Origin of the sequence: Aeromonas sp. S5(2024) (assembly GCF_041403025.1) — a bacterium.
In the GTDB taxonomy this organism is placed as follows: Bacteria; Pseudomonadota; Gammaproteobacteria; order Enterobacterales; family Aeromonadaceae; genus Aeromonas; species Aeromonas hydrophila.
On record NZ_JBGLRI010000001.1, the window covers coordinates 37,128 to 62,419 of the forward strand.

Below are 25,292 nucleotides of genomic sequence, written 5' to 3' on the forward strand. Positions count from 1 at the left end.
GTTCATCATCAAGGTAGGTTGAATAGGGTCACAGGCGCGCCTGTTGGCGACCGTGACGGGCTTCCTGCATGGTTTCCAGGATGCGGTGATAGTTGTGGAAGCGATCGGCGCTGATGGCGCCACTGTCGACGGCGGCCCGCAGGGCGCAGCCGGGATCGTCCTTGTGGGTGCAGTCGCGGAACTTGCAGCCACCCAGATAGTCGCGAAACTCGACGAAGCACCAGGTGATGCGGTCGGCTTCCAGATGCCAGAGGGCGAACTCGCGGATCCCCGGGGAGTCGATGAGATCGCCACCGCTCGGGAAGTGATAGAGCCGCGCCGTGGTGGTGGTGTGCTGGCCGAGCCCCGAGTTCTCGGAGATCTCGCCGGTGAGCACATCCAGCCCCGGCATCAGGGCATTGGTGAGGGACGACTTGCCGACCCCGGACTGGCCGACGAAGATGCTGATCTTGTCGGTCAGGGCGGCTTTCAGCTCATCGAGCCCTTCGCCGCTCTCGCAGCTTACCAGCAACACCTCGTAACCGAGCTTGCGGTAGGTTTCGAGCTGGCGCTCGATACGGGCACGGGCCGCGTCATCGAGCATGTCGACCTTGTTCAGCACGATCAGGGGGCGGATCTCCACATCCTCGGCGGCCACCAGATAGCGGTCGACGATGTTGGTGGAGAACTCGGGCATCACCGCCGAGACGATGATGATCTGGTCGATGTTGGCGGCGATGGGTTTGACCCCGTCGTAGAAGTCCGGCCGGGTCAGCACCGAGTGACGCGGATGCACCGCCTCGATGACGCCGGCAGTCGCGGCATTGAGGCCGGGACGCCACACCACCTTGTCGCCGCACACCAGGCTGCTGATGCTGCTGCGCCGCAGGTTGCTGCGGTGGATGGCACCATCGCTTGCCTCGACGTCTGCGTGCTGACCAAAACGGCTGATCACCACCCCTTCGATGGCCGGGCCAAACAGGGTGTCATCCACGACCGTGGTGTGCTCTTTCTGCAGCCGCCGCTCGCGGTTGGCCTGGACGCGCCTTTGTTGACCCAGATTGAGTTTTGCTTTCTTTGCCACTCGATTCGCCAGTTTATGAACAGATCCAAAGCCAGTATGATACATGCAAATTGGCAAAATTCCGCCATTCCTCCCAATAGAGAGAGCAATCATGACAGTCAGCGCGCAGAACCTGGTATGGATCGACATGGAGATGACGGGTCTGGACCCCGAACAGAATGTGGTACTGGAGATCGCCACCATCGTCACCGACAAGGACCTGAACGTGCTGGCCGAAGGGCCGGTCATCGCCATTCACCAGAGCGACGAAGAGCTGGCCAAGATGGACGACTGGAACGTCAACACCCACACCAACAGTGGTCTGGTGGCCCGGGTCAAGGCGAGCCAGCACGATGAGGCGAAAGCCGTCGCCGAGACCCTCGACTTCATTCGCCAGTGGGTGCCGGAGCGTACCAGCCCGCTGTGCGGCAACAGCATCGGTCAGGATCGCCGCTTCATGGTCAAGCACATGAGCGATCTGGAAGCCTTCTTCCACTATCGCAACGTCGACGTCAGCACCATCAAGGAGTTGGTGCGCCGCTGGCAGCCGGCGCTGCTGGACCAGTTCAAGAAGAGCGGTACCCATCAGGCGCTGGACGACATCCGCGAATCCATTGCCGAACTGCAGTTTTACCGCAGTCACGTCTTCAAGATCTGAGTCTGCGGCAAGGGCTTGTGCTCTCCCGGTTGCTAAAATCGACAGTTCGACCAGCTTTTGAGCGAACGCGCGCAACCAGACAAAAAAGCCCTTGCAATTGGAATGTCTGCTCTTATAATTCGGCTCCCGTACAGTAGCGCAAGCAACCAAATGCTGTACGGCCGTTTTAAGGTAGTTGCGGGAATAGCTCAGTTGGTAGAGCACGACCTTGCCAAGGTCGGGGTCGCGAGTTCGAGTCTCGTTTCCCGCTCCAAAAAGTTTGCTGATGACGTTCCGATGCGGGAATAGCTCAGTTGGTAGAGCACGACCTTGCCAAGGTCGGGGTCGCGAGTTCGAGTCTCGTTTCCCGCTCCAATCATCAGCACAGCCTCAAGACAACCTAATGTTGCGGGAATAGCTCAGTTGGTAGAGCACGACCTTGCCAAGGTCGGGGTCGCGAGTTCGAGTCTCGTTTCCCGCTCCAAAAATTTGTAAGTGATATTCCGATGCGGGAATAGCTCAGTTGGTAGAGCACGACCTTGCCAAGGTCGGGGTCGCGAGTTCGAGTCTCGTTTCCCGCTCCAATCACTTGCAGATGACATCCTGTTGCGGGAATAGCTCAGTTGGTAGAGCACGACCTTGCCAAGGTCGGGGTCGCGAGTTCGAGTCTCGTTTCCCGCTCCAATCTCTCTTCAAATTCAATCTCTTTCCCCCCCAAGCTAACGAATCCAGTTTCTCAATACATTCGCTGCCACATTCAGTTGGTAGAGCATGATCCGCGCTTGCCAAGGCTGGGGTCGCGAGTTCGAGTCTCGTTTCCCGCTCCAATCTCTCTTCGAAGTTCTCATCATCCCTTTGAATTGCCCATTACATCGCGCCGCGATGATTTGTCGTATCCGGCGTTCAGCCAGATCAGGTCCATGTCTTCTGTAGCCACTTCGTGCGCAGGTGCTGGGGAGGGCTGTGGTTATAGGCAAGCTTATGATTGTCGTGGGGAGGGTTGCTGTTGCTGCGGGCAGGCTTATGAGCGTGGCGGGGAAGGGGAAACGGCGGGCAAAAAAATAGGAGGGCCGATGGCTCCTCCTACAGGCTCACTGGCGTGGCTTAGAGCAGGGTAACGTTCTCAGCCTGAGGGCCTTTTTTGCCCTGGGTCACAGTGAACTGGACTTTTTGACCTTCAGCCAGGGTCTTGAAACCGGCGCTCTGGATGGAGGAGAAGTGAACGAAAACGTCCGGTCCCTGGGATTGCTCGATGAAGCCAAAACCCTTGGTCTCATTGAACCATTTTACTTGGCCGGTGCGAATGTCAGACATGTGGTAAGTCCTATCTATAACAAAATGAAACTAAGCCTTGTTGGGCAGCATTTGCCTAGAAATCAGGGGTTGAAGCATGACTGACCACGTCAATTTGTCCCAGTAGCATGTAGAACAATCCCTGTCTAAAGCACAAACGATTGTACGTGAGCGCGATCCCTTGTCAATTTGGCACTTTTCATTTTTTGAGCAAGCTAAAAATATTGTGAACTCAGCGGCTTATTTCATGGATTCAGGTCAAAAAATCGGGAGGCACCAGGCCTCCCGTTGTTTCATTCCTTGAGGGCGAATCCTTCACCCTGTCGGTCGTAGCGGTAGATGGCCTGACCGTAGGAGCGGATCTCGACCCGCTGGATGCGGCGGGTATCATCGATCAGGATGAACACGGCCCGGCCCGATTGCAGGCGGGTCAGCGGCCGATCAGGCCCTTCGATGGCGATCAGGCGGCTGAGCTCGGCGCCCGGCAGCTCGAACTTGCGGAAGATGGAGTAGAGGGTCTCGCCGGCTTGCACGTCGTGCTGCAGCCAGGTGCCATCCACCTTCTCTTCGACCGGTTTGGCCGCAGCCGGTGCACTGCCTGTGGCACCATTGCCAACGGTGAGGGCCTGCGCCGGTACGGCGATGGGGACCGCCAGCGAACCGGACGGCGCCGCTTTGGGCGCGGGGGCGGCCGGCTCCCAGGCCAGCACCAGCAACCAGAGCGGGATCAGGATCAGCAGCCCTATGGTGTGCTTGCGCGGCAGCGGGCTCGCCAGCTTGAACTTGCCTGTTTTGGCTTCCTGGCCGCGTTGGCCAAGTCCGCTCATGCCCTGGCCGATGCGTTGACGCAGGGGCAGGGTGGCGGCATTGATACGATGGAGCAGGGATCCTTGTGATTCGTCTTGGCGACGCTGCTGGGCTCGTCTGTTGTGGCCACGGGGGCGACGGTCCGGGGTGGGCACGGCATTTACCTCTCACTACATTGCCTGCCATCAGGCAAATTCGTGCCTATGGTAAACGGACTCGCCCCCGAGGGGGAGAGTCCTGAGGTGGAAAATTATCAGCTGAGACGAAATTGTCCCAGTAATTGCTGTAAACGCTCGGCCGCCTGGCGCAACGCCTGGCTGGCTTTGGCCGTTTCGGTCGCATCCAGTGCGATGTCGTTGGCCAGTGCGTTGGTTTTTGACAGGTTGCCGGAGACGGTCTCGGAAACCGAGCTCTGCTCTTCGGCAGCGGAAGCTATCTGGTAGGTCATGTCGTTGATGGTGGAGATGGCCTGATAGATGCTGCCGAGCGCCTCTTCTGCCAGATCCGCCTCGCCCACCGCCTGATGGGTCAGCTGCTGGCTCTGGTTGATGGCGTTGACCGCGTTGGCCGAGCTGTGGCGGATCTTCTCGATCAGCTCCTGGGTATTCTGCACCGCCTGCTGGGTGTTGCCCGCCAGCTTGCGTACCTCGTCGGCCACTACCGCAAAGCCGCGGCCCTGTTCGCCGGCCCGGGCCGCCTCGATGGCGGCGTTCAGCGCCAGCAGGTTGGTCTGATCGGCGATCCCCTGAATGACGGTGAGGATGCTGGTGATCTGCTCGCTGTCATGGGCCAGCCCCTCGACCACCTCGGCCCCCTTGCCGGCCTCGGCCGCCACCTTGTGCATCGACTGGATCACCTGCTGGAAGCGTACCTTGCCCTGATCCGCCGCCCCCTGGGCCTGCTTGGCCGAGTCGGCGGTGTTGTTGGCGTGGGTGGCTACCTCCTGGCTGACGTAGGACATCTCCTGTACCGCAGTCAGCATCTGCTCCATCTCTGCCTGGTGGTGCTGCAGGTTGGTGTCGGTCTGGCCGGCGATGCGATCGGTGTCGCCGGCGTGACGGTTGACCTCGCTGGCGGTCTTGAGCACATCCCCCAGCAGCACCTGCAGCTTGTCGATAAAGCGGTTGATGCCCTTGGCCAAATCCCCCAATTCATCGCGGGACTGGGTATTGAGCCGCTTGGTGAGATCCCCCTCGCCATCGGCGATGTCATCCACCAGGCTGACCATCTGGCGGATGGGGCCGGTGATGCTGCGGGCAATGACCAGCATGGTGGCCAGCGCCAGCACCAGCACGACGACGGCGCCCACCAGTTGCTGGGTCATGGCGGCCCGGTTCATGTCGCTCAGCTGGGCTTCCAGCTGGTCGGCCCCGGCCAGCACCACCTTGTAGGGCAGGGTGACGATGATGGCCCAGTTGCGGCTCATGCCCGGCACCGCGATGGGCACCGAGATCCGGAACGCATCGTCGAGCTCCTGGCGCTGAACCTCGGGTTTGAGGTACTGCTGCCAGCCGTTGCCAAGCAGCTTGTCGGCGCGGCTGCCGAGCAGGCTGGCATCACCGCTGGTGCCGGTGATGACGCCGGCGGCGCTGACGATCAGGGTCTCGCCCTTGCCGTCATAGATGTTGCTGTTGAGGGACTGGGCCTGACGGCTGATGGAGTCCACCGCCAGATCCAGCGCGGCGATCCCCTTGAACTGGCCGCCCACCATGATGGGGGTGGTGATGGTGCTCACCAGCACCTGCTGGCCGTTGATGTCCACCTTGAAGGGATCGATGAGGCAGGAGCGTCCCTCCCGTTTCGGGCAGGCGTAGTAGTCGTTGGCCGGATTGCCGAACTCATCCGGATCGCTCTTCTCGATGGAGAGCAGCAGGTCGGTGCCTATGCTCTCCTTGTCGCGATAGAAGTAGGGCACGAAGCGCCCCTTGCTGTCACTGCCCAGCGCCGTCTGGCCGGCGAAGCTGGCATCCTGGCCGTCGAAGCCGTTGGGTTCGAAGCCGGCGAAGGCGCCGTAGAGCTGTGGTTCGAGGGCGAGCTGGGCCTTGAGCAGATCGGTGGCCTGCTGGCGATCCAGCGGCAGTTTGCCCTCCTGCTGCAGGGCGAGGGCGCTGGCCATCTGCTGGGTATAGGAGAGCCCCTTTTGCAGCAGCTGGGTGATGGTGGCGGCCTCGGCACGGGCGTTGGCGCTGACCTTCTGCCATGCCTCCTGCTGCAGGGCGGCGCGGCTGGAGCTGATGGTCAGCTTCTGGGTCTGTTGACCCGAGTACTGGTTGAGCAGGATCAGGATGACCAGGGCGGCGGTCATGGCGATCCCGGCCATCACCAGAATGCGATTCTGGATAGAACGGAACTGCATCGTCTCTTCCTTGTTGGTGAGCGTTATTTGGATATCGGCCGGAGGAGGCAGCTCTCCAACACTTGTCATAGCAAAACGGAAACCGGGATTTTGTTTTGCGATCCCCTTCAAATATCAGGTGGCAAGCGGCTGGGACGCCTGTGCAACCCCCTACTTTTGCCCACTGCGGCTGCATGGTTTTCCCATCCGTCATTGTCGGTGCTAAAATGCGACGGTTTTTTTAACGAATTGGCCCAAGGCCCTCTACACAAGGCTTAAAGATGAAAGTCAAAACCCGTTTTGCTCCCAGCCCGACCGGCTTTTTGCATGTCGGCGGTGCCCGTACCGCACTCTATTCCTGGTTGTTTGCAAAGAACCAGGGCGGTGAGTTCGTGCTGCGTATCGAGGATACCGACCTGGAACGTTCCACTCAGGAGGCGATCGACGCCATCATTGAGGGCATGGAATGGCTGGAGCTGAACTGGGATGAGGGCCCCTACTACCAGACCAAGCGCTTCGATCGCTACAACGGCCTGATCGACGAGATGTTGGCTGACGGCCGCGCCTACAAGTGCTACTGCTCCAAGGAGCGGCTGGAAGCGCTGCGTGAAGGCCAGATGGCCAACGGCGAGAAGCCCCGCTATGACGGCAAGTGCCGCGACCACGCCCACGATCACCCGGCCGATGCGCCGCACGTCATCCGCTTCCGCAACCCGACTGAAGGTTCTGTGGTGTTCGATGACCACGTCCGTGGCCGCATCGAGTTCGCCAACACCGAGCTGGACGATCTGATCATTCGCCGTACCGACGGCGCGCCGACCTACAACTTCTGTGTGGTGGTCGATGACTGGGACATGGAGATCACCCACGTGGTGCGTGGCGAAGACCACATCAACAATACCCCGCGCCAGATCAACATCTACAAGGCGCTGAACGCGCCGGTGCCGGAGTTTGCCCACGTCTCCATGATCCTGGGTGACGACGGTGCCAAGCTCTCCAAGCGTCACGGTGCAGTCTCCGTGATGCAGTACCGCGACGACGGCTACCTGCCGGAAGCGCTGTTGAACTATCTGGTGCGTCTGGGCTGGTCCCACGGCGATCAGGAGATCTTCAGCCTGGAGGAGATGATCAAGCTGTTCAGCCTGGATGCCATTTCCAAGTCTGCCTCCGCCTTCAACACCGACAAGCTGCTGTGGCTGAACAACCACTACATGCGCAGCCTGGATCCGGTCTATGTGGCCAAGCATCTGGCCTGGCACATGGAAAACCAGAAGATCGACACCAGCAAGGGCCCGTCACTGCCAGAGGTGGTGACTCTGCTGGCCGAGCGCTGCAACACCCTGGTCGAGATGGCTGCCCAGAGCCGCTACCTGTTCGAAGATTTTGAGGCCATCGACGAAGCGGCTGCCAAGAAGCACCTGCGCGGCGTTGCTGCCGAGCCGCTGGCTCTGGCCAAAACCAAGCTGGCTGCACTGGATAGCTGGACCACCGAAGCGCTGCATGAGCTGATTGAAGCCACTGCCGCCGAGCTGGGTCAGGGCATGGGCAAGGTCGGCATGCCGCTACGCGTGGCGGTGACCGGTCTGGGTCAGTCCCCTGCCATCGACGCCGTGATGGCGCTGGTGGGCAAGGAGCGGGTACTGGCCCGCATCGACCGCGCCCTGGCGTATATCGAAGCGCGCATGGCCGCCGAATAAGCGCCAGCCAGTGCTTGCGAAAGGGCCCCCGTACGGGGGCCCTTTGTTTTTGGCCAAAGGCCGGTTTTGTGACATAAAACAGCGAGATAGCTGTGTCATTGCCGGTTAAATCGGCTAACTGCTTGAATTTTGACTAAACGCGCGAATCGGCGTTATTTTTGGGTTGACAGCAAAGCGGTCGGTGCCTATCATGCGCCTCCGTTGCCGGAGATAACTTTGGTAGCGTCGAGGTGAGTTGGGGTTATAGCTCAGCTGGGAGAGCGCTTGCATGGCATGCAAGAGGTCCGCGGTTCGATCCCGCGTAGCTCCACCAAATTCTCCTCGAACAATCTGGAATCCAAGGGGTTATAGCTCAGCTGGGAGAGCGCTTGCATGGCATGCAAGAGGTCCGCGGTTCGATCCCGCGTAGCTCCACCAGGTTCCTGATTGAAATGAAGTACCCAGGGCAGTGCGGTGTGTATCACCCAGGCCGACCTTTGTGGGGTTATAGCTCAGCTGGGAGAGCGCTTGCATGGCATGCAAGAGGTCCGCGGTTCGATCCCGCGTAGCTCCACCATTATTTAGGATGAATGGCCGCCAGAACCATTCATTCAGTGCCGAATTTGGGGTTATAGCTCAGCTGGGAGAGCGCTTGCATGGCATGCAAGAGGTCCGCGGTTCGATCCCGCGTAGCTCCACCAAATTCAGAGTGACTCAGCGTCACTCACACACATCGGGGTTATAGCTCAGCTGGGAGAGCGCTTGCATGGCATGCAAGAGGTCCGCGGTTCGATCCCGCGTAGCTCCACCATCTTTCGTAACGAAAGTAGAAAAGGCCACCGCATTGCGGTGGCCTTTTTGTTTTTCGCTCGGTACACCGGTCGTGCCGGCCGGCCAATAAAAAGCCCGCATCGCTGCGGGCTTTTGGTTTGATGGCGATGGGTCATCAGCCGTGGCGACGACGCCAGGCCAGCGGCAGCAGCGCCAGCAACAGGGCGCCCATGGCACCACCACCGCCGTTGCTCTCCTCTTTCAGCTTGAGGTCGACGATGATGGGATCGTGGTCGGAGGCGCTGAACGGGTTGTCCGACTTGATCATGTCGCCGGTGAAGTCCCGGCCGTATTCGAACAGGTTGCTCTCGAACGAGTTGATGTGCCAGTCGGCCACGGCGATCACCTTGCCGGCCAGCGCCGGGTTGGCGAGGGCATAGTCCAGGGTGCCGAGCTCGGCCTCGTAGCTGTAGGAGATGGCCTTCTCCTTGTTGAACTTGACGTTCATGTCCACCAGGCCGTAGCTCTTGGCCACTTCGCTGCCGGTCTGCTCAAAGACCTGGTCGCCGAGGAAGGTCTGGGAGGCGGAAACTATCTTGCGCTGGCCGTCGGTCGGCACATAGTCGGTCAGCACCCGGATCGCATCTTCCCGGGCGTAGGAGTTGAAGTCGCCCACCAGCAGCACCTGACCGGGCAGCTTGCTCACCGCCTCGCCCAGCACCTTGGCGGCACTGACCCGGAACTCGGTGCACTTGCCCTGCAGATCGGCCGGCTCCTTGCCGTCCAGGTTCTCGAGGCAGCCTGAGCCCTTGGACTTCAGGTGGTTGACCACCAGGGTCAGCGGATCCTTGCTGCCTTCGACGGTGAAGGTCTGCACCAGGGAGTCACGCTGGGAGGCCTGTTTCTCGACCCCTTTGGCATCCAGGTATTTCTGCACCGGCAGGGTGATGACATTGGCGTCCCCTTGCGGTGCCAGCTTGGCCGGCCGGTAGATCATGGCCACCATGATGGCGTCGCCACCGAAGTAGTACTCGCCCTGCAGCAGCGCCTTGGGCAGGGTGATGAAGGCGTACTGCTTGCCCGCCTCTTTCTGCTGGGCGTTGAGGGCCTGTACCAGGTCGCTGATGGCGGAGTGGCTGTCAAAGCCGTTGTTCTCCATCTCCATCAGGCCGAGCAGGTCGGCATCCATCTCGGTGATGGCGTTGACGATCTTGGCGCGCTGCTTCTGGAAATCTTCCAGGTTCTTGGCGCCGCGGTTGCAGCCCTTGGCGCTGTCCGCATCCGCCTGATCCTTGCACAGCACGTTGAGGGCACCGCCTACGCTGGAGTGGCTGGTGAAGTAGTTGAGCACGTTGAAGCTGCCGACGCGCAGATCGGTGCCGTCGGCACGGGCCGGGGCGCTCTGGCGGTCGTTGTCGCTGGTGCGCAGCAGATCGCCGGCGGTGATCACCTGATCCTGCGGCACGATCAGCCGGTACTCGTTGTAGCTGTAGCCCACCATGGCGTCCAGATTGACCGGGGCATCGCCGATGCGCAGGTAACCCTGCTCCGGCTCCCAGGCCGGCAGCCAGGGCAGTTTGCCGTCAGCGGCCTTGAAGTCCGATTCGAGGAACACCCGGTTGCCGGCGTTGGCCTTGGCCAGCGCCTTGGCGGCCTTGCTGTCGGCATCGTGCAGCTGGGTCGGTTTCATCAGCGGTGCCTGGTGGGAGAGCACCAGGTTGTTGCGCCGGGCGGCGTAGTCATAGCTGAAGTTGCGGCTGATTTTGAGCGCGCTGTCGGCGTCGAGCCGTACCCGCATCCCTTCGTGGCGCTCCAGCGCCCGGGCCAGGGTTTCGTTTTCCAGCACCCGCAGCGGGATGGCGGCCGGGACGGAGCCCTGAGCGACGACCTGCAGGCGCGGAGTGCCGCTGTCAAACACCGGCTTGAGCTGGGTGTGGTTGTAATACTCCTCGACCTTGGCCTCCAGGCAGACTTCGGCACCCGGCTTGATGTCCGGGTACTTGCTGGCGAAGTTCTTGTCGTTCAGGAAGACGAAGATGCCGTCCGAGGTCTGGGGATTGCCGTCGCCCTGCACATCCAGCAGGTAGAACCCCTTGTTGAGGCTCTCGCCAAGACCAGAGACCACCGCCTTGACCGTGACGCTCTGGGGGCTTTCGAACTTGTCGGCGGGAATGAGCGGGCTCTTGTCGCCGCTGCCCTGAATGACCGGGATCGGGGTGAGGGCGCTGTCTGCCGGGCAGCTGAAGCCGGCGGCATAGACGGACGGGGAGGCGAGCGCAAGCCCCACGGCCAGCGACAGCAGGGTACGTGTTCCTTTCATAACTGTTCCTTTTTTATTTTTTGCCAGTGTTTCCATAGCCTTGGCGCATTGGCCAAGGGCGCGCATTGTCACATTTCTGGCATGTCATACCAGTGAGCCAACGCACATTACGGGGATACAAATGAGGGCAATGCCGGTTTTTTTGACTTGGCTAACAGTATGAAATTAATGACAAAACAGTTATTTCGTCACATCAGTGAAAATGTGATCTGGCTGGCATCCACATATTTTTCCTCGAGAATGAAGATTGAGACTCGGCTGGTTGATTCCTATACTCGGCTTGTTCCTCACGGAACCCAGGTAAAGGGCAAACCGGTCGAGATGCCGGGACGCAATGCCTCCGGTCTTCAGATCGCGCGATCCAGATAGCGGGGCTTCCCAGGGTGAGGGTGACGTTTGTGGCAGGTCCATTGCCAGTTGTCTGCGCCCATCACGCAGGTTGCGCTTGTTCTTTGCCTTGGTGACCAATGCCAAGACAAAACAAGGAAGATAACAATATGCAACAGACCCTAAGGCCCAGCAGGCTTGCCATGCTGGTGGCTTTGGCTGCCATGCCCGCCTGGGCACAGGCCGCCTATCCCGCCTATCAGGCCGGTACCGCCTACAAGGCCGGCGACATCGTCAGCAACGTCGGCAATCTCTATGAGTGCAAAGAATTTCCCTACTCCGGCTGGTGCGGGGCCTCGCCCTATCACTACGCCCCCGGGGTGGGTGTGGTCTGGGCCGATGCCTGGAAACTCTATGGCGGGGACGTGCCGCCCCCGGCACTCGGCGTAGCCGTCAGCTCGCCAGCTGCCGGCGCCAGTTTCAACGAGGGGGCCAGCGTTGCGCTGGCGGTGACCCTGAGCGGCCCGGTGACGGCGCTGGTTAGGGTGGAATACCTCATCGACGGCAAGCTGGTGGCCACGGCGAGCGCCTCGCCCTGGAACGGCAGCTGGAGTGCCGCCGGTGTCGGCGCCCACGCCCTCAAGGCACGGGCACTGGATAAAGATGGCAAGGTGCTGAGCGAGGCGGATTCAAGCTTCAACGTCGCTGCCGTGGTGGCGCCGGAGGCGCCCAAGGTGAGCATCAGCAGCCCGGCCAGCGGCGCCAAGGTGACCCTGGGTCGCAGCGTGGCGGTGAGCGGCAACGTCACCGATGCCAACAACGACGTCGCCAAGGTCGAGCTGTTCGTCGACGGCAAGAAAGTGGGCGAAGACACCAGTGCCCCCTGGCAGGTGAACTGGACGCCCCAGAGCAAGGGGCTGGCCGGCCTCAAGCTGGTGGCAACCGACAAGGAGAACCTGAGCGGCGAATCGAGCCAGGTCGACGTACAGGTGGAAGAGGCTGCCCTGCCGCCCACCGGTGGCAACCTCTCCTGCGATATCCGCCAGATCTACCGCCCGGATGGCTACGAGTGCATGGGGGATGACCACGCCCGTCGGGTCATCGGCTATTTCACCTCCTGGCGTACCGGCAAGAACGGCTTGCCCTCCTATCTGGTGAGCGACATCCCCTGGGACAAGATCACCCACATCAACTACGCCTTCGCGGCGGTGGATGAGCAGAGCCACACCATCAAGGTGGACGACTCGGCGACCAAGATGACCTGGGACGGCGTGCCGGGTGCCGAGATGGATCCGGAGTTTGCCTACAAGGGCCACTTCAACCTGCTGTCGAAGTACAAGAAGCAGTATCCGGACGTGAAGACCCTGATCTCGGTGGGGGGCTGGGCCGATACCCGCGGCTTCTATACCGCCACCACCAAGGGTGACTGCTCGGTCAACAGCGACGGCATCAACGCCTTTGCCAACTCGGCGGTGAGCTTCATCCGCCAGTACGGCTTTGACGGGGTCGACGTCGACTACGAATACCCCACCTCCATGAAGGATGCGGGCAACCCCAATGACTTCCCGCTCTCCAACCAGTGCCGCGGCAAGCTGTTTGCCAACTACAAGGTGCTGATGCAGACCCTGCGCAGCAAGCTCGACAGCGCCGGCAGCGAGGATGGCCGCAAGTACATGCTGACCATCGCCTCGCCGGCCTCGGCCTACCTGCTGCGCGGCATGGAGAACTTCCAGGTCACCCAGTACCTCGACTACGTCAACCTGATGACCTACGACTTCCACGGCGCCTGGAACAACTTCGTCGGTCACAACGCCGCCCTGTTCGACAACAAGGCGGATGCTGAACTTGCCCACTGGGGCGTCTATACCCAGAGCCAGTTTGGCGGCATCGGCTACCTCAACGCGGCCTGGTCTGCCCACTACTTCCGTGGCGCCCTGGCGGCCGGCAAGATCAACGTGGGCGTGCCTTACTACACCCGTGGCTGGCAAGGGGTCAGCGGTGGCACCCACGGCCTGGCCGGCAAGGCAGCCCTGCCGAGCCAGAGCGATTGTCAGCCGGGTACCGGTGGCAGCACCATTCCGTGCGGCAACGGGGCGGTCGGCATCGACAACATCTGGCACGATCTCGACAAGAACGGCAAGGAGATCGGCGGTGGCGCCGTGCCCATGTGGCATGCCAAGAACCTGGAGAACGCCGCCAGCCTGGGTATCACCACCATGCCGAGCTACGGCCAGGCCTGGGGTCTGGATCCCAACAATCCGGCCCACGTGATGCAGGGCAAGTACGTGCGTTACTACGATGACAAGGCGCAGGCGCCTTGGCTCTGGAACGAAGAGAAGAAGGTGTTCCTCTCCACCGAAGATGAAGAGTCCATGGGCCACAAGCTCGACTACATCGTCAAGCGGGGCCTGGGTGGGGTCATGTTCTGGGAGATGGCGGGTGACTACGCCTTCGATCCGGCCAAGAACGAGTACGGCATGGGCAGCACGCTGACCACGCTCGCCTACGAGAAGTTCGCCAAGGCAGCCAAGTACAACACCAAGCAGAACGATCTGGCGGCGCCAACCGCCCAGCTCGACATCGCGGTGAGTCTCTCCGGCTTCAAGGAGGGGGATTCCAACTACCCGATCAACCCGACCCTGAAGCTCACCAACAACTCGACCCAGACCATTCCGGGCGGTACTCGCATCGAGTTCCTGGTGCCCACTTCCACCTCCGACACCATCACCGACCAGAGCGGGATGGGGCTGAAAGTGGTGGAGAGCGGCGGCAACCAGAACTCCGACGGCATCGCGGGCGAGAAGGACTTCCACAAGGCGGCCTTTACGCTGCCGACCTGGAAGGCCTGGGCGCCGGGCAGCGACGTGGAAGTGGCGATGACCTACTATCTGCCGGCCGCCGGTGTGCCGAGCGGTATCCGCATCATCAGCGGCACCCAGACTGCCGGCCTCAAGGCCGAGTTCCCGACCCTGCCGGAGGCGGTGCTGGGCAGCAGTGGCGGCGGCGAGAACCCGGGCGGTGCCACCTGCAGCAGCCAGAACGTCAACCCGGCCGCCTACAAGGCCTATCCGACCTGGCCGCAGGGGGATCACGCCAACGGCGGTGACCGGATGACCAACAACAAGGCGGTGTGGCAGGCCAACTGGTGGACCAGCAGTGAGCCCAAGGCGGGCGACGGCAGCTGGAAGCTGGTATGCAGCTACTGAGTTGTCCAGGCTGCTGTACCAGCAGCGAGCTCAGAGCGGGCGACGGCAGCTGGAAGCTGGTGTGCAGCTACTGATGACCGCTTGAGCGGCAGGCCGGCATCCAGCATGGCCTGTCCTCTCGCAAGGCAATGACCCAATCCGGAGCCCAGGCTCCGGATTTTTTTATGGCGGGATAATAAAGGCAGGGACATAAAAAAGACCGCTCCGGGGAGCGGCCAATTGCCACCAAGGCAATCTGCGGGGTGACCCCCTTGTTGTTGACCGGCAGGGCGGGGAGGGTGCCCGTCCTGCCGGGTGTCATTGCGTGCCATGCCGGGAACAAATCCCCCAGGCCGGCACACCTGGGTTGCTTATTGGGTGACGGCGCCGCCCTGCTGCTCTTTCAAGAAGCTGATCCAGGGTGACGCGCGGCCACTGACGTTGCCGTTCTGGGCGGCCTGGGTGAAGGCGCTGAGCGCCTCCTTCGGTTTTTGCTGCTCAAAATAGGCGACCCCGGTCAGGAACTTCAGATCCGCCCGCTGCTCGCCGCTGGCATTGGCGGCGGGCTTGGCGGCGAAGGCCACCAGATCCTGGTAGCGCTTGCTCTGGATCATCATGCGCGCCATCTTGAGCTGCAGCTCGGCGTTGGGGGCCAGCTTGTAGGACTTGGCCAGAGTATCGATGGCCGGGTCCAGCTCCTTGGCCTGGTGCCAGTAGTTGGCCAGCGCCTTGTAGTTGGCCGCGTTGCTCTCGATGGTCCCCTCCTTCATCGCCTTCTCCATCACGCGGGCGGCGCGGTGGGGAATGCCGGCGAAGGCCAGATAGTTGGCCAGGCGCTGCAATTCGGCCGCCTCGGTCAGCATGCCGAGGTTGTAGGCCCCCTCCAGCGCCGCCAGCGCCTTGCCATCGTTGCCCGCCTGCATGTGCATGGCGGAGAGCTGGGTCCAGTACTTCTTCTTCTCCGGATAGCGGTCGACCAGCGCGGTCAGCACCTCGGTGGCCGGCTTGTACTGTTTCAGCTCGTAGTGGGCCGCCATTTTGAGCAGATACCAGGACTCCGGCGCCTTGCCCGCGGAGAGCTTGATCGCGTTGTCCACCGCCGGTATGGCTTCCCGATACTGCTTGAGCTGCACATGGGCGTTGGCCAGCGTGATGTAGGCGTGCGGGGTCGGCTTCTCGTCCTTGCCCAGGCTCGCGAACCACTGGTTCATGGTACTGATGGAGGCCTTGAAGTTGCCCTCCGCCATGTAGAGCTGGGCCAGGTTGTAGCGCACCTGCTGGGCCACTGGCTGGGGCAGCCCGCCGGTGGCGATGGCGTCGGCGAAGTACTTGGTCGCCTGACCGTACTTCTCCTGCTGCGCCGCCACGAAGCCCAGGGTCTGCAGAATGACTCCCTTGTCGTAGACCCGCTCGCCGGCGCCGGACAGCGCCTCCTGCAGCTTGGCATTGGCCTCGCCGTATTTTTTCTCGGTGATCAGTGCCTGCGCCTTGTTGACCGCGCGGTAGGCGCGATCAGAGAGAGCAGGCTGCTCGGCGGCCCAGCCGGCGGTGCTGAGCAGCACCGCCATGGCGACCGGGGCGAGGATCAGGGTATGTAACTTTTTCATCGCCACCTTCCTTAGTTGACCGCAAACTCGATTTCTTGCTGCATGCGGGTGGCCTGCGGCTTGCCATCGACCATGGCCGGCTTGAACGTCCATTTGGCGATGGTCTTGCGGGCCTCCTTGCCGAGGTCGTAGCTGCGGGGATCCTCTTTGACGATCCGCACGTTGCTGACGGTGCCGCGCTCGGTGACGGTGAACTCCACCAGCACCTTGCCGGAGGCGAGACCGGCCAGCGCCGCCTTGCGGGGCATCATGGGCTCGAAGGTTGCCAGCGGAATGGCGCCGTTGTTGCCGCCCATGCCGCCACCACCGCCGCCGGTGCTGTAGGCACCGAGGGCGTTGCCGCCACCGATGTTGACCGGGATGTCGAGTTTGGGCATGTCCATCGGCGAGCTCTCCATCTGCGGCCGATCCGTGCTGGCCACTTCCATCTCGGGAGGGGGAGGGGGCCGGTTCGGGGGCGGCGGCTTGGGCAGCTCGCGTTGTCTCTCTTGCAGGGTCTCCTGAGGCTTGATGCGGATGAAGTCGGTCATGCTTACGTCCTCCTTCTCCACCAACTCCCGGTGATCCGGTGTGATGAGCTTGTTCATTCCCAGAAACAGGAAGAACACCACCACACAGGAGACCGCCAACGATATCAGGTATCTCATGGTGCTCGCTCCGGCATCAGCTGCTCTTGCTCGCCGCGATGGAGATGTTCTGGACACCGGCCATGCGGATCTGATCCATGACCTGGACCACCAGACCTGAACGGGATTCGGTATCGGCCTGGATCACCACGGCGCTCTCCGGGTTTTCGGCCCGCAGCCGCTCGATATTGGCGCGCACGGCGCCCACTTCGACGATGCGCTTGTCGACCCAGACCTGGCCGTTCTCACGGACCGCGACCATGATGTTCCCCTTCTTCACCGTCTCGGCCGTGCTGGCGCTCGGGCGGTTGATCTCCACGCCGGACTCCTTGACGAACGAGGTGGTGACGATGAAGAAGATCAGCATGATGAACACTATGTCCAGCATGGGGGTCAAATCGATGGCCGCCTCATCAGCACTGCTGTCGCTGTGACGTTTTCTCATGGCAAAAACTCCTTGCTTGTTCTGTGCCCCCGCCAGAGCCGGGCCCGGCGGGGGAGTGCATCCTGCATCAACCGTGTTTCAGGTTGTCTTCCAGCTTCTCGACCGCCAGCTTGGCCTTGTGATCGAGCTGGTTGACAAAAAACAGGCCGGAAAGGGCGGCAATCATGCCCGCCATGGTCGGTACCGTCGCCTTGGAGATCCCCGAGGCCATCGCCCGCGGTGAGCCGGTGCCGGTGATGGCCAGGGTGTCGAACACCTGCACCATGCCGACCACGGTCCCGAGCAGCCCCATCAGCGGGCAGAGGGCGATCAGCACCTTGATGACCGGCATCCCCTTGTCCACCGCCATGGCCACCCGGGAGACCAGCTCGCGCCGGATCTGCTTGGCGGACCAGGAGAGGTGATCGCTGCGGGCCAGCCAGGCGGCCTTGGTCTGCTTCACCTGCTTGGGGTAGACCGCCATGAAGTAGATCCAGCGCTCCAGCAGCAGGGCCCACATCATCAGGGTCAGGAAGAACAGGGCGACCAGTACGTCGCCCCCCAATCCCAGAAACCGGCGGACCGACTCGACTTCTTCAATCAACCAGAACCACATGGGTGACTCCTTACGCTGCGGCTTTGGAGGCGTGCAGACGTTCCTGGTAGCGGGCGACGAAACCGGCGCTCTGCTCTTCCAGCACCTGGATCAGACGACGGCTCTGGGTCTGTACGATGGTGTAGAGGAACAGCATGGGCACGGCGACCACCAGACCCTGCATGGTGGTGACCAGGGCTTCGGAGATACCGCCTGCCATCAGCTTGGGATCACCGGTACCGAACAGGGTGATGGCCTGGAAGGTGGCGATCATGCCGACCACGGTACCCAGCAGACCCAGCAGCGGCGCGACCGAGGCGATCAGCTTGATGATGCTGATGCCCTTCTCGAACTTGGGCACGTTGCGCAGGATGATCTCGTCGAGCTTGGACTCCAGATCCTCGATGTTGTCGCCACGATGGCTCTGGTAGGCCCCCAGCATCTCGCCGATGGGATTGCCCTTGATGATCTGATCGGATTTCAGCTGCTTGCGCATGGATCCGCCGATGAGGGAGAGGCGAGCGCCGCAGAACAGTGCCAGCAGGGTGCCGAGCACGCCGAGCACCATGATGACGTAGCCCACTTCACCACCCTGGTCGATCCGCTCCTTCAGGGTCGGCGACTGCACCAGCAGGGAGAGGATCACGCCGCGGGACGGGTCGACGAAGATCGGCTTGACGCCGCCGCCACCCTGTTCAAAGTCGGCGATGGGCTCCAGCACCCCCTTGTCGGGCTGGCGGGGCAGCTGTTCGAACTTGCCGGTCTCCGGCACGAAGGTCAGGTACTTGCCTTCGGAGACGGTGTTGAACTCGCCGATCTGGGTGACGGTCTTCTCGGCCTGGTTGCCTTCGCCATAGACCACGGTGGCCGGGATCTGGCTCACCTTGCCACCGTCGACCATGCGGCTGAGGGTGGTGGTCCAGAAGGCGGTCAGGTCATCGCTGGAGGGCAGCTCCTTGCTCTCGGCCAGGCGGGTCAGCAGGGCGGTCTGCTCCGGATGCTCGACCCGGCGGGCAGAGGCGTTGAAGATACCCTTGAACTCGCCGGCGAACTGGCGCAGCACCCCGAACATCTCGCCCATGTTGCCGGCACGCTGGCGCAGGGTCTCGGTCAGCTCGGTCAGCTGCTTGTCGTTGGCATCGAAGGTGGCCTTGAGCCGCTCACCCTTGGCCGTTTCGGCGGCCAATTCTGCCTTGGCCTTGACCAGCAGAGCGGCCTGCTCGTTCTTGTCGGCCAGGAAGCGGGCTTCCCGCTCCTTGTTGAGCTGGGATTCGGTGGTGCTGGCGGCCTTGACCTGATTGAGCAGGGCGTTCAGGTCCACCGGTTTCTCGGCGGCGGTCACCGGCAGGGTGATCAGGGTAGCGCCCGCGATCAGCGAGGCGATGGCAAGTTTGATTCCTTTCATGATGCTTTCTCCGCAGTTTGAACCGGCAGCTTGATGAGGGCGGGGGGCGCCTGCTTCTTGGCGATGCGAAGGCCCTGTTCCACTGCACTGCGATACTCCTGGGGCAACTCTTCCCACTGACGGGTCTTCTTGTTCCACATGCCGGTCTCATTGCCGTCCGGGGACTGGTAGAGCAGGGCGATGCGGCCGACGCGCAGGAACTCGTAGGTCTTCTCGCCGCCATCCTTGGCCAGACTGGCCTTGTAGGATTCGATGGTGCGGCTGAAGCCCTCCTCGATCTGGTAGGCCTCCAGGATCTTGCGGTACTTCTCGGAGATGGTGACGTCGGCCCGGTTCATCAGGTCGGTCAGGGCCGCGACGCGATCCTCCCGCTCGACCTTCTGGAACGGCAGATCCAGCGCCACGAACTGCTCGAGTGAGTCGATCATCTTGAGCATCAGCGGCACCACTTCGGTGCTGGTCTGATCGATCTGGGCGATCTGGCGCTGCATCGAGGCCAGTTCGCTGCTCTGGGAGTCGACCATCTTGCCCACCTGCTCGTTGTAGGTACGCAGACTGTCGACCTGACGCAGGGCGGCCTTGTACTGGGCGAGGGCGGATTCGGCAGAGTCGGCGTAGTTGTCGATCTTCTGCTGGGACACTTTGGATGCATTGTCGGTGGCGGCTTGAGCGTCCACTGCCTGGCTGGCAGAGGCGGCACTCAGATTGAAGCTGGTCAGCAAGGCAGCGGAAACCAGGCTGCCGAGGAGCGCTTTCTTCATTGTAATTGTCCTTGTTTTCATAGGATTACCCTATCTCCGTAACTTCCTTGGACGTTGGGCAAAGCCGGCCCGACCGGGCCGGCTTGGGTTTATATCTCAACGGGAGTTGATTAGAACTTCTGGGTGTAGTCGAGGTAGACGATGCGCCCGTCGATGCTGTAGAGATCGTCGTCGTAGGTGAAGCCGTCGCTGGAGAGCGAGGGGCCTACGTTGAACATGTTCTTCACACCGGCTTGCAGCTTGCCGTTCCAGGGGGTGTCCACACCGACGTTCAGGTTCCAGGTGGTCTGGGAGGCGATATGGCCCTCTGTCTGACCGTCCACGTAGTCCTGGCTCTGGGAGTCGATGTAGTTGGCACTCAGGTAGGCATCCATGTTCCACCACTGCGGCACATTGACCCCGACACCGGAGTTGAAGCGCAGTTCAGGCTTGGCGTTCCAGCCCTTCTTGTCGACCATGGGACCACCGGCGAACAGACCCTCTTCGTATTTCAGAATGTAGGTGCTGCCGAAGTCGTAGCGCATGGTCACGACGTCGAAGTCGTACTTGTAGTCAGCCTTGAAGTCCAGACCGCTGGTCTTGAGCTGGCCCAGGTTGACCATGCCGGCGTAAACCTGTTCCACATCGCCGTTGGCATCGCGGATGACGTTCGGGTTGCTGCCGGTGTTCAGCTCCTGATAGAACTGGGTCTGGGTGGTGGCCAGCTGGATCACGTCATCAATCTTGATGTAGTAGTAGTCCAGCGAGAGGTTGAGATCGTCGATCGGGCTGTAGGCCGCGCCGATGCCGAAGGTGTCAGCCGTCTCTTCCTTCAGGTTCTTGTTGGATTGACGCACCGTGGAGTACTGCTCTTCCGGGCAGTTGGCGACACCGTTGGCCTGGCAGGAGACATAGTCCTTGGCGAAGTCGGCGGAGTCGGCATCGGCTGCATACAGATCTTCCAGGCCCGGGGCGCGGAAGGACTGTGACCAGGATGTGCGCAGCAACAGGTTGTCCAGCGGCTGGTAACGCAGGCTCGCCTTGGGCGAGAAGGCGCTGCCAAAGTCGCTGTACTTGTCGAAACGACCGGCCAGGTTCAGCTCGATCTGCTCGGTGATGGGGATCAGGCTCTCGATGTAGGCGGCGAAGACGTCACGCACGCCACCGCCCGAGTTGCCGGAAGAACCGATGACGTTGCCGGCCGCAGACTGGCTGTCATAGGTGTCGGAGTAGACCCAGTCGTTGTACTCGGCCCCCAGGTACCAGCCGATGGGGCCGGCCGGCAGTTCACCCATGTTCCAGCCCAGACCGCCGTACCACTGGAAGAAGTCCATCTTGGAGGTGCGGCTGGTGTCGTAGGAGAGGCTGTTGGTGGCGGCGCTGGAGAACTCGCCGTTCTTGAAGTTGCCGCTATCGACCTCCTGCTGGACCGCCGGGTTCAGCACATAGCCAGTGCCGCGGCTCTTGTTGTCGGTCTTGGAATACATGTAACCCGCATTCCACTCCACATCGCCCACCGCTTCGGTCGGCAGCGTGCCTTCGAAGCCCAGGTTCATGCTGCCGGTCAGGTCGGTGACGTCGTTGTCACGGGGCCCGACGTTGCTGAAGCGGTAGTAGACGGTGGCCTTCTCGCCGATGAAGCCGTTGTCGGCCAGCAGCTGGGCGCCGCCCGGAGTAGTGCCGTCGATGGAGAAGGGGCCGGCGGCCGGAGCGAAGCGGCCAAAGCTGGTGACCCGCGAGCCGATCAGCTGGGGAACGAAGTCGACGCTGTCATTGATGTGATAGCGGCCGTTGACGTAGACGGTGTCCCGGGTGCGGGAAGCGGTCTTGGCGGCGACCTGGGCAAAGTCGAAGCGACAGGCGCTACCGACCGGTACGAAGCCGGGGCCGGTATTGGCACAGTCGATGCCTTCCAGGGTACGGGTAACTGTCTTGCCGGTGGCGGCATCGATACCCTTGATGTTGCGGCCATACAGGCTGGGGGCAGAGGCTCCTTCACGAGCCATGTAGTCGCGATCCTTGTAGTAGATCTCGTCCTTGACGTCGTGCTCGTAGACCATCATCAGGGCGCCCTTCTCCCCGGTGATACCGCTGACGATGGAGCCGCTCTTCTCGTCGCCACCCTCTTCGGTGGGAGAGCCGATACGGCCCTGGAATTCCAGCCCTTCATAGTCCTGTTTCAGGATGACGTTGATGACGCCGCCGATGGCATCGGAACCATACAGGGCAGAGCCGCCGTCCAGGTTCACTTCCACCCGCTCCACCGCCGCCATGGGGATGGAGTTGAGGTTGATGGAGCTACCCCCCATGGAGGGAGAACCGGCGACCCGCTTGCCGTTGAGCAGCACCAGGGTGCGCTCGGAGCCAAGGCCACGCAGGCTGACGGTGGCCTGGGATTGGGCTGAGCTGCCGGAAGAGGGGGAGATACTGCCGAAGGAGTTGTAGGAGGCCTGCTTCAGGTAGTCGGCCACGGTCTGCTGACCGGATTGCTCGATCTTGGCCTTGCTGATGGCAACGACCGGGGTGGCGCCCTCCACGTCGACGCGCGAGATACGGGAGCCGGTAACCTTGATCTTCTGGAGTTTTTCGACGTTTTGGCCCTCTTCGGCCAAGACAGGGGTGGCCACTACTGCCGCGCTCGCCAAGGCAAACGCTACGGCAGCAGAGAGTCTGCTTTTCCTAAGCATCGCTTATATCCTTCCTGGTTGTTTTTTTGTTTGCTTCCATACCGCCCTCGTTGGAGCGATGCGTAAGGCTTATCAAGCTTTGACGGTTGACGTCAATTGAGGCGGTGTGGATGGGGAAGGGGGGCGCAATAAGCTGACTATGTTTTAATACTTCCGGTTTCGCAGCGGTTTATTCTGACTTGATGATATTTTACGATGTGAAATCGATGTTAAAATGAGTGGTTTCCATTTTATTGATTAATTTTGAACTTATCGATAAGGGGGATGTCTCGCTAGTTTTTATATTGTTAATCAAGGCTTTTTTAGCATTATTTTCTGTTTTGGTAGTGTGTTCGGCTGAGGTTCAGATTGCATTGTCGAGCCGGATTTCAGCTTGCCCATATAGAGAAGGGTGATTTAATTATGATTTATCATATCTTGTTGTTTTATATGTAAAAGATGTTTTCGTGATGCTGTTTTTGTAGGTTTGATTGAAAATTTAAACGTTATTTAAATTGTTCATGTCGCAGTTTTTTATCTTGAAGTTGGCTTTTTCATAAAAAACTCACAGTAAATTCCACGGTTTGCCAAAGGGGCATGTCATGCCCTTCGTTCTACTTGATTTTTGTTGCAGAGCTTTTACAGTGACCGAGCGGATAGTCTGTCAATAACCGGCTATCCAGTGAGTAATGCCAGGAAGGACAGGCCCGTCACCGGATGTGACTGGCCATAAAAGAACAACAAGGACGAGGTTCCACCATGCTGTCGTATTTCTTACGTCGGATGCTTTTGATCATCCCGACGTTTCTCGGTATCACCCTGCTCGTCTTCACCATCACCCGTTTCGTGCCGGGCGGCCCGGTCGAACGCATGCTGCTGCAAGCCCAGGTTTCTCAGAACGAATCGGGCCGCTCCAGCGGCAGCAAGGGGGCGCAGGCGCTCTCCGACGAGCAGATCGAGGAGCTCAAGGCCTTTTACGGGCTCGACAAGCCCATGCTGGTCGCCTATTGGGAGTGGCTGCAGAAGCTGGCGGTGCTGGATCTTGGCGAATCGACCCGCTATTACGAGCCGGTGTGGGGCCTCATCAAGGACAGGTTGCCGGTGACCGCCTTCTTCGGGCTGGCGACCTTTCTGCTCAGTTATGCCGTTTCCATCCCGCTCGGGGTGGCCAAGGCGCTCAGGCACAACAGCCGCTTCGATTCGCTCAGCTCCATGCTCATCTACATGGCCTATGCGCTGCCCGCCTACGTGGTGGGCATCTTCCTCATCACAGTGTTCGCGTTTCATCTGGAGTGGCTGCCGATGGGGGGCTTCCCGGGGGACGAGTTCGACGGCATGGAGAGCAGCTGGGATCAGATCCGCACCGTCTTCGCCCATGCTCTGCTGCCGCTTATCGCCTACGCCATCGGTGATTTCGCCATCCTCACCATGACCATGAAGAACAGCCTGATGGAGAACCTGTCGGCGGATTACGTGCGCACCGCCGTGGCCAAGGGGCTGCCGTTTCGCAAGGCGGTGACCGATCATGCCATGCGCAACAGCCTGATCCCCATCGCTAGTCACCTGGGGTCGGTGCTCACCGTCTTCTTCGGCGGCTCCTTTCTCATCGAGACCATCTTCAACATCGACGGCATCGGTCTGCTCGGCTACGAGGCCATCGTCGAGCGGGATTACCCCACCGTGATGGGCATTCTGGCCATCACCTCCATGCTGATGCTGGTGGGCAATATCGTCTCCGACATCTGCGTTGCCCTGGTCGATCCCCGCGTGCGGTTCGGAGAGTGAACATGAACCCTGTCACCTTAAAAAAACTCAAGCGTTTCAAATCGATCAAGCGCGGTTACTACTCCTTCATCATCTTCACCACCCTGGTGCTGCTCTCCCTGTTGGCGGAGCTCTTGGTCAACAGCCGGGCACTGATGGTGAGCTATCAGGGGGAGCTCTATTTTCCCACCTATGGCGACGTGATCCCGGGTCAGCAGTTCGGGCTCGATTACGAGTACGAGACCAACTATCGCCAGCTCAAAGACAAATTCGCCGCCGATGGCAAGGGGGATTGGGTGGTGTTGCCGCCGGTACCCTGGAACCCCTATGAGCAGGATTTCAAGCAGGACGCCTACCCACCCTATGCGCCCAGCCTGGCCGAGCACCACCTGCTTGGCACCGACACCAGCGGCCGCGACGTGCTGGCACGGCTGGTCTACGGCTTTCGCATCGCCATCGGCTTTGCCTTCATCGCGCTGGTGGCCAGCTATGTCATCGGGGTCACCATCGGCTGCATGATGGGCTTCCTCGGCGGGCGGTTTGACCTGGTGCTGCAGCGCTTTATCGAGATCTGGTCCCAGGTGCCGTTTCTCTACGTCATCATGATCCTGGTGTCGCTGGCCAAGCCCAACTTCGGCCTGTTCGTGGCCATCAACGTGCTGTTCGGCTGGATGGGCATCACCTGGTACATGCGCACCCTCACCTACAAGGAGCGGGCGCGGGATTACGTGATGGCGGCGCGGGCCCAGGGGGCCGGCACCGGGCGGATCATCTTCCACCACATTCTGCCCAACACCCTGATGATGATCGTCACCCTGGCGCCGTTCGCCGTGGTGGGCAACATCTCCACCCTGACGGCGCTGGACTACCTGGGCTTCGGCCTGGCTCCGCCCACCCCGAGCTGGGGGGAACTGCTCTCCCAGGGCATCAACAACCTGGATGCCATCTGGATCGTGAGCTCTGTGGTGGCGGCGGTGAGCCTGGTGCTGATCATGGTCTCCTTCATCGGCGAGGCGATCCGCGAGGCGTTCGATCCGCGCAAATTTACCCGTTATCAGTGACCTGGGGCGGG

17 protein-coding genes, 10 tRNA genes and 1 riboswitch are annotated in these 25,292 nt (G+C 61.0%); of the genes, 15 read left to right on the forward strand and 12 right to left on the reverse strand.

Translation table 11 applies throughout. From position 1 onward, the window contains the following. Positions 1-28 precede the first annotated feature (28 nt). The gene (gene rsgA / locus ACB032_RS00160; RefSeq protein WP_039215125.1) at positions 29-1,063 is read right to left on the reverse strand and encodes a small ribosomal subunit biogenesis GTPase RsgA; all 1,035 of its coding nucleotides are present in this window, start codon (positions 1,061-1,063) and stop codon (positions 29-31) included. A 91-nt stretch (positions 1,064-1,154) separates the two neighbouring features. Here rsgA and orn point away from each other — a divergent pair, with 91 nt between their 5' ends. From orn to ACB032_RS00190, 6 genes are all read left to right on the forward strand, one after another. Continuing rightward, positions 1,155-1,700, forward strand: a complete 546-nt coding sequence (gene orn / locus ACB032_RS00165) for an oligoribonuclease (RefSeq protein WP_118880570.1) — start codon at positions 1,155-1,157, stop codon at positions 1,698-1,700. 177 nt (positions 1,701-1,877) lie between these two features. After that, a tRNA-Gly gene (locus ACB032_RS00170) sits at positions 1,878-1,953 on the forward strand. Between the two features lie 25 nt (positions 1,954-1,978). Beyond that, positions 1,979-2,054: transfer RNA gene (locus tag ACB032_RS00175), tRNA-Gly, on the forward strand. A 33-nt stretch (positions 2,055-2,087) separates the two neighbouring features. Next, positions 2,088-2,163: transfer RNA gene (locus ACB032_RS00180), tRNA-Gly, on the forward strand. A 24-nt stretch (positions 2,164-2,187) separates the two neighbouring features. Then, a tRNA-Gly gene (locus ACB032_RS00185) sits at positions 2,188-2,263 on the forward strand. A gap of 24 nt (positions 2,264-2,287) precedes the next feature. After that, positions 2,288-2,363, forward strand: a tRNA-Gly gene (locus ACB032_RS00190). A 420-nt stretch (positions 2,364-2,783) separates the two neighbouring features. On the opposite strand, the gene ACB032_RS00195 is transcribed toward ACB032_RS00190, so the two are convergent. The 3 genes from ACB032_RS00195 to ACB032_RS00205 all read right to left on the reverse strand — a co-directional run bounded on the left by ACB032_RS00195 (position 2,784) and on the right by ACB032_RS00205 (position 6,135). After that, the gene (locus tag ACB032_RS00195) at positions 2,784-2,993 is read right to left on the reverse strand and encodes a cold-shock protein (protein ID WP_011707209.1); all 210 of its coding nucleotides are present in this window, start codon (positions 2,991-2,993) and stop codon (positions 2,784-2,786) included. A 272-nt stretch (positions 2,994-3,265) separates the two neighbouring features. Next, positions 3,266-3,934: a LysM-like peptidoglycan-binding domain-containing protein gene (locus tag ACB032_RS00200; RefSeq protein ID WP_045526075.1), complete on the reverse strand. Its 669-nt coding sequence runs from the start codon at positions 3,932-3,934 to the stop codon at positions 3,266-3,268. A 98-nt stretch (positions 3,935-4,032) separates the two neighbouring features. Then, positions 4,033-6,135 carry a methyl-accepting chemotaxis protein gene (locus ACB032_RS00205; RefSeq protein WP_026080472.1) on the reverse strand — a complete coding sequence of 701 codons (2,103 nt, stop codon included), beginning with the start codon at positions 6,133-6,135 and terminating at the stop codon, positions 4,033-4,035. Positions 6,136-6,395: 260 nt separating this feature from the next. Between ACB032_RS00205 and gltX the strand changes: the two genes are divergently transcribed. From gltX to ACB032_RS00235, 6 genes are all read left to right on the forward strand, one after another. Further along, on the forward strand, positions 6,396-7,811 hold the full coding sequence (gltX, locus tag ACB032_RS00210) for a glutamate--tRNA ligase (RefSeq protein WP_371137100.1): 1,416 nt from the start codon (positions 6,396-6,398) through the stop codon (positions 7,809-7,811). 237 nt (positions 7,812-8,048) lie between these two features. Next, positions 8,049-8,124: transfer RNA gene (locus ACB032_RS00215), tRNA-Ala, on the forward strand. Between the two features lie 28 nt (positions 8,125-8,152). Continuing rightward, positions 8,153-8,228: transfer RNA gene (locus tag ACB032_RS00220), tRNA-Ala, on the forward strand. Between the two features lie 63 nt (positions 8,229-8,291). Further along, a tRNA-Ala gene (locus ACB032_RS00225) sits at positions 8,292-8,367 on the forward strand. A gap of 48 nt (positions 8,368-8,415) precedes the next feature. Then, a tRNA-Ala gene (locus ACB032_RS00230) sits at positions 8,416-8,491 on the forward strand. A 34-nt stretch (positions 8,492-8,525) separates the two neighbouring features. Further along, positions 8,526-8,601 (forward strand) — tRNA-Ala (locus tag ACB032_RS00235). A gap of 135 nt (positions 8,602-8,736) precedes the next feature. Here ACB032_RS00235 and ACB032_RS00240 read toward each other — a convergent pair. Then, entirely contained in the window at positions 8,737-10,881 is a 2,145-nt protein-coding gene (locus ACB032_RS00240; RefSeq protein ID WP_371137101.1) for an ExeM/NucH family extracellular endonuclease, read from the reverse strand. A 296-nt stretch (positions 10,882-11,177) separates the two neighbouring features. After that, a riboswitch (cyclic di-GMP riboswitch) is annotated at positions 11,178-11,263 on the forward strand. A gap of 148 nt (positions 11,264-11,411) precedes the next feature. Here ACB032_RS00240 and ACB032_RS00245 point away from each other — a divergent pair. After that, positions 11,412-14,414, forward strand: a complete 3,003-nt coding sequence (locus ACB032_RS00245; RefSeq protein ID WP_371137383.1) for a glycosyl hydrolase family 18 protein — start codon at positions 11,412-11,414, stop codon at positions 14,412-14,414. Between the two features lie 350 nt (positions 14,415-14,764). Here the strand turns inward: ACB032_RS00245 and ACB032_RS00250 are convergent, their stop codons facing one another. The 7 genes from ACB032_RS00250 to ACB032_RS00280 all read right to left on the reverse strand — a co-directional run bounded on the left by ACB032_RS00250 (position 14,765) and on the right by ACB032_RS00280 (position 22,477). Continuing rightward, positions 14,765-16,000 (reverse strand): lipopolysaccharide assembly protein LapB, encoded by a 1,236-nt coding sequence (locus tag ACB032_RS00250; protein ID WP_024943513.1) that lies wholly within the window; start codon positions 15,998-16,000, stop codon positions 14,765-14,767. An 11-nt stretch (positions 16,001-16,011) separates the two neighbouring features. Continuing rightward, positions 16,012-16,647 carry an energy transducer TonB gene (locus ACB032_RS00255; protein WP_024943514.1) on the reverse strand — a complete coding sequence of 212 codons (636 nt, stop codon included), beginning with the start codon at positions 16,645-16,647 and terminating at the stop codon, positions 16,012-16,014. A 16-nt stretch (positions 16,648-16,663) separates the two neighbouring features. Next, complete coding sequence (locus ACB032_RS00260) at positions 16,664-17,071, reverse strand: biopolymer transporter ExbD (protein WP_010633018.1); 408 nt, start codon at positions 17,069-17,071, stop codon at positions 16,664-16,666. Between the two features lie 67 nt (positions 17,072-17,138). Beyond that, a complete protein-coding gene (locus ACB032_RS00265; RefSeq protein ID WP_011707201.1) occupies positions 17,139-17,666 on the reverse strand; it encodes a MotA/TolQ/ExbB proton channel family protein in 528 nt (175 codons plus the stop codon). Between the two features lie 10 nt (positions 17,667-17,676). After that, positions 17,677-19,050: a MotA/TolQ/ExbB proton channel family protein gene (locus tag ACB032_RS00270; protein ID WP_371137102.1), complete on the reverse strand. Its 1,374-nt coding sequence runs from the start codon at positions 19,048-19,050 to the stop codon at positions 17,677-17,679. Further along, on the reverse strand, positions 19,047-19,811 hold the full coding sequence (locus tag ACB032_RS00275; RefSeq protein ID WP_016351821.1) for a DUF3450 domain-containing protein: 765 nt from the start codon (positions 19,809-19,811) through the stop codon (positions 19,047-19,049). The genes ACB032_RS00270 and ACB032_RS00275 overlap by 4 nt, the downstream gene beginning before the upstream one ends. 110 nt (positions 19,812-19,921) lie before the next feature. Further along, entirely contained in the window at positions 19,922-22,477 is a 2,556-nt protein-coding gene (locus ACB032_RS00280) for a TonB-dependent receptor (RefSeq protein ID WP_371137103.1), read from the reverse strand. A 738-nt stretch (positions 22,478-23,215) separates the two neighbouring features. Here ACB032_RS00280 and ACB032_RS00285 point away from each other — a divergent pair. Together ACB032_RS00285 and ACB032_RS00290 are read left to right on the forward strand one after the other, a co-directional pair. Then, positions 23,216-24,241, forward strand: a complete 1,026-nt coding sequence (locus ACB032_RS00285; RefSeq protein ID WP_011707197.1) for an ABC transporter permease subunit — start codon at positions 23,216-23,218, stop codon at positions 24,239-24,241. Then, the gene (locus tag ACB032_RS00290) at positions 24,238-25,281 is read left to right on the forward strand and encodes an ABC transporter permease (RefSeq protein ID WP_371137104.1); all 1,044 of its coding nucleotides are present in this window, start codon (positions 24,238-24,240) and stop codon (positions 25,279-25,281) included. Before ACB032_RS00285 ends, ACB032_RS00290 begins: the two co-directional genes overlap by 4 nt. Positions 25,282-25,292 lie beyond the last annotated feature (11 nt).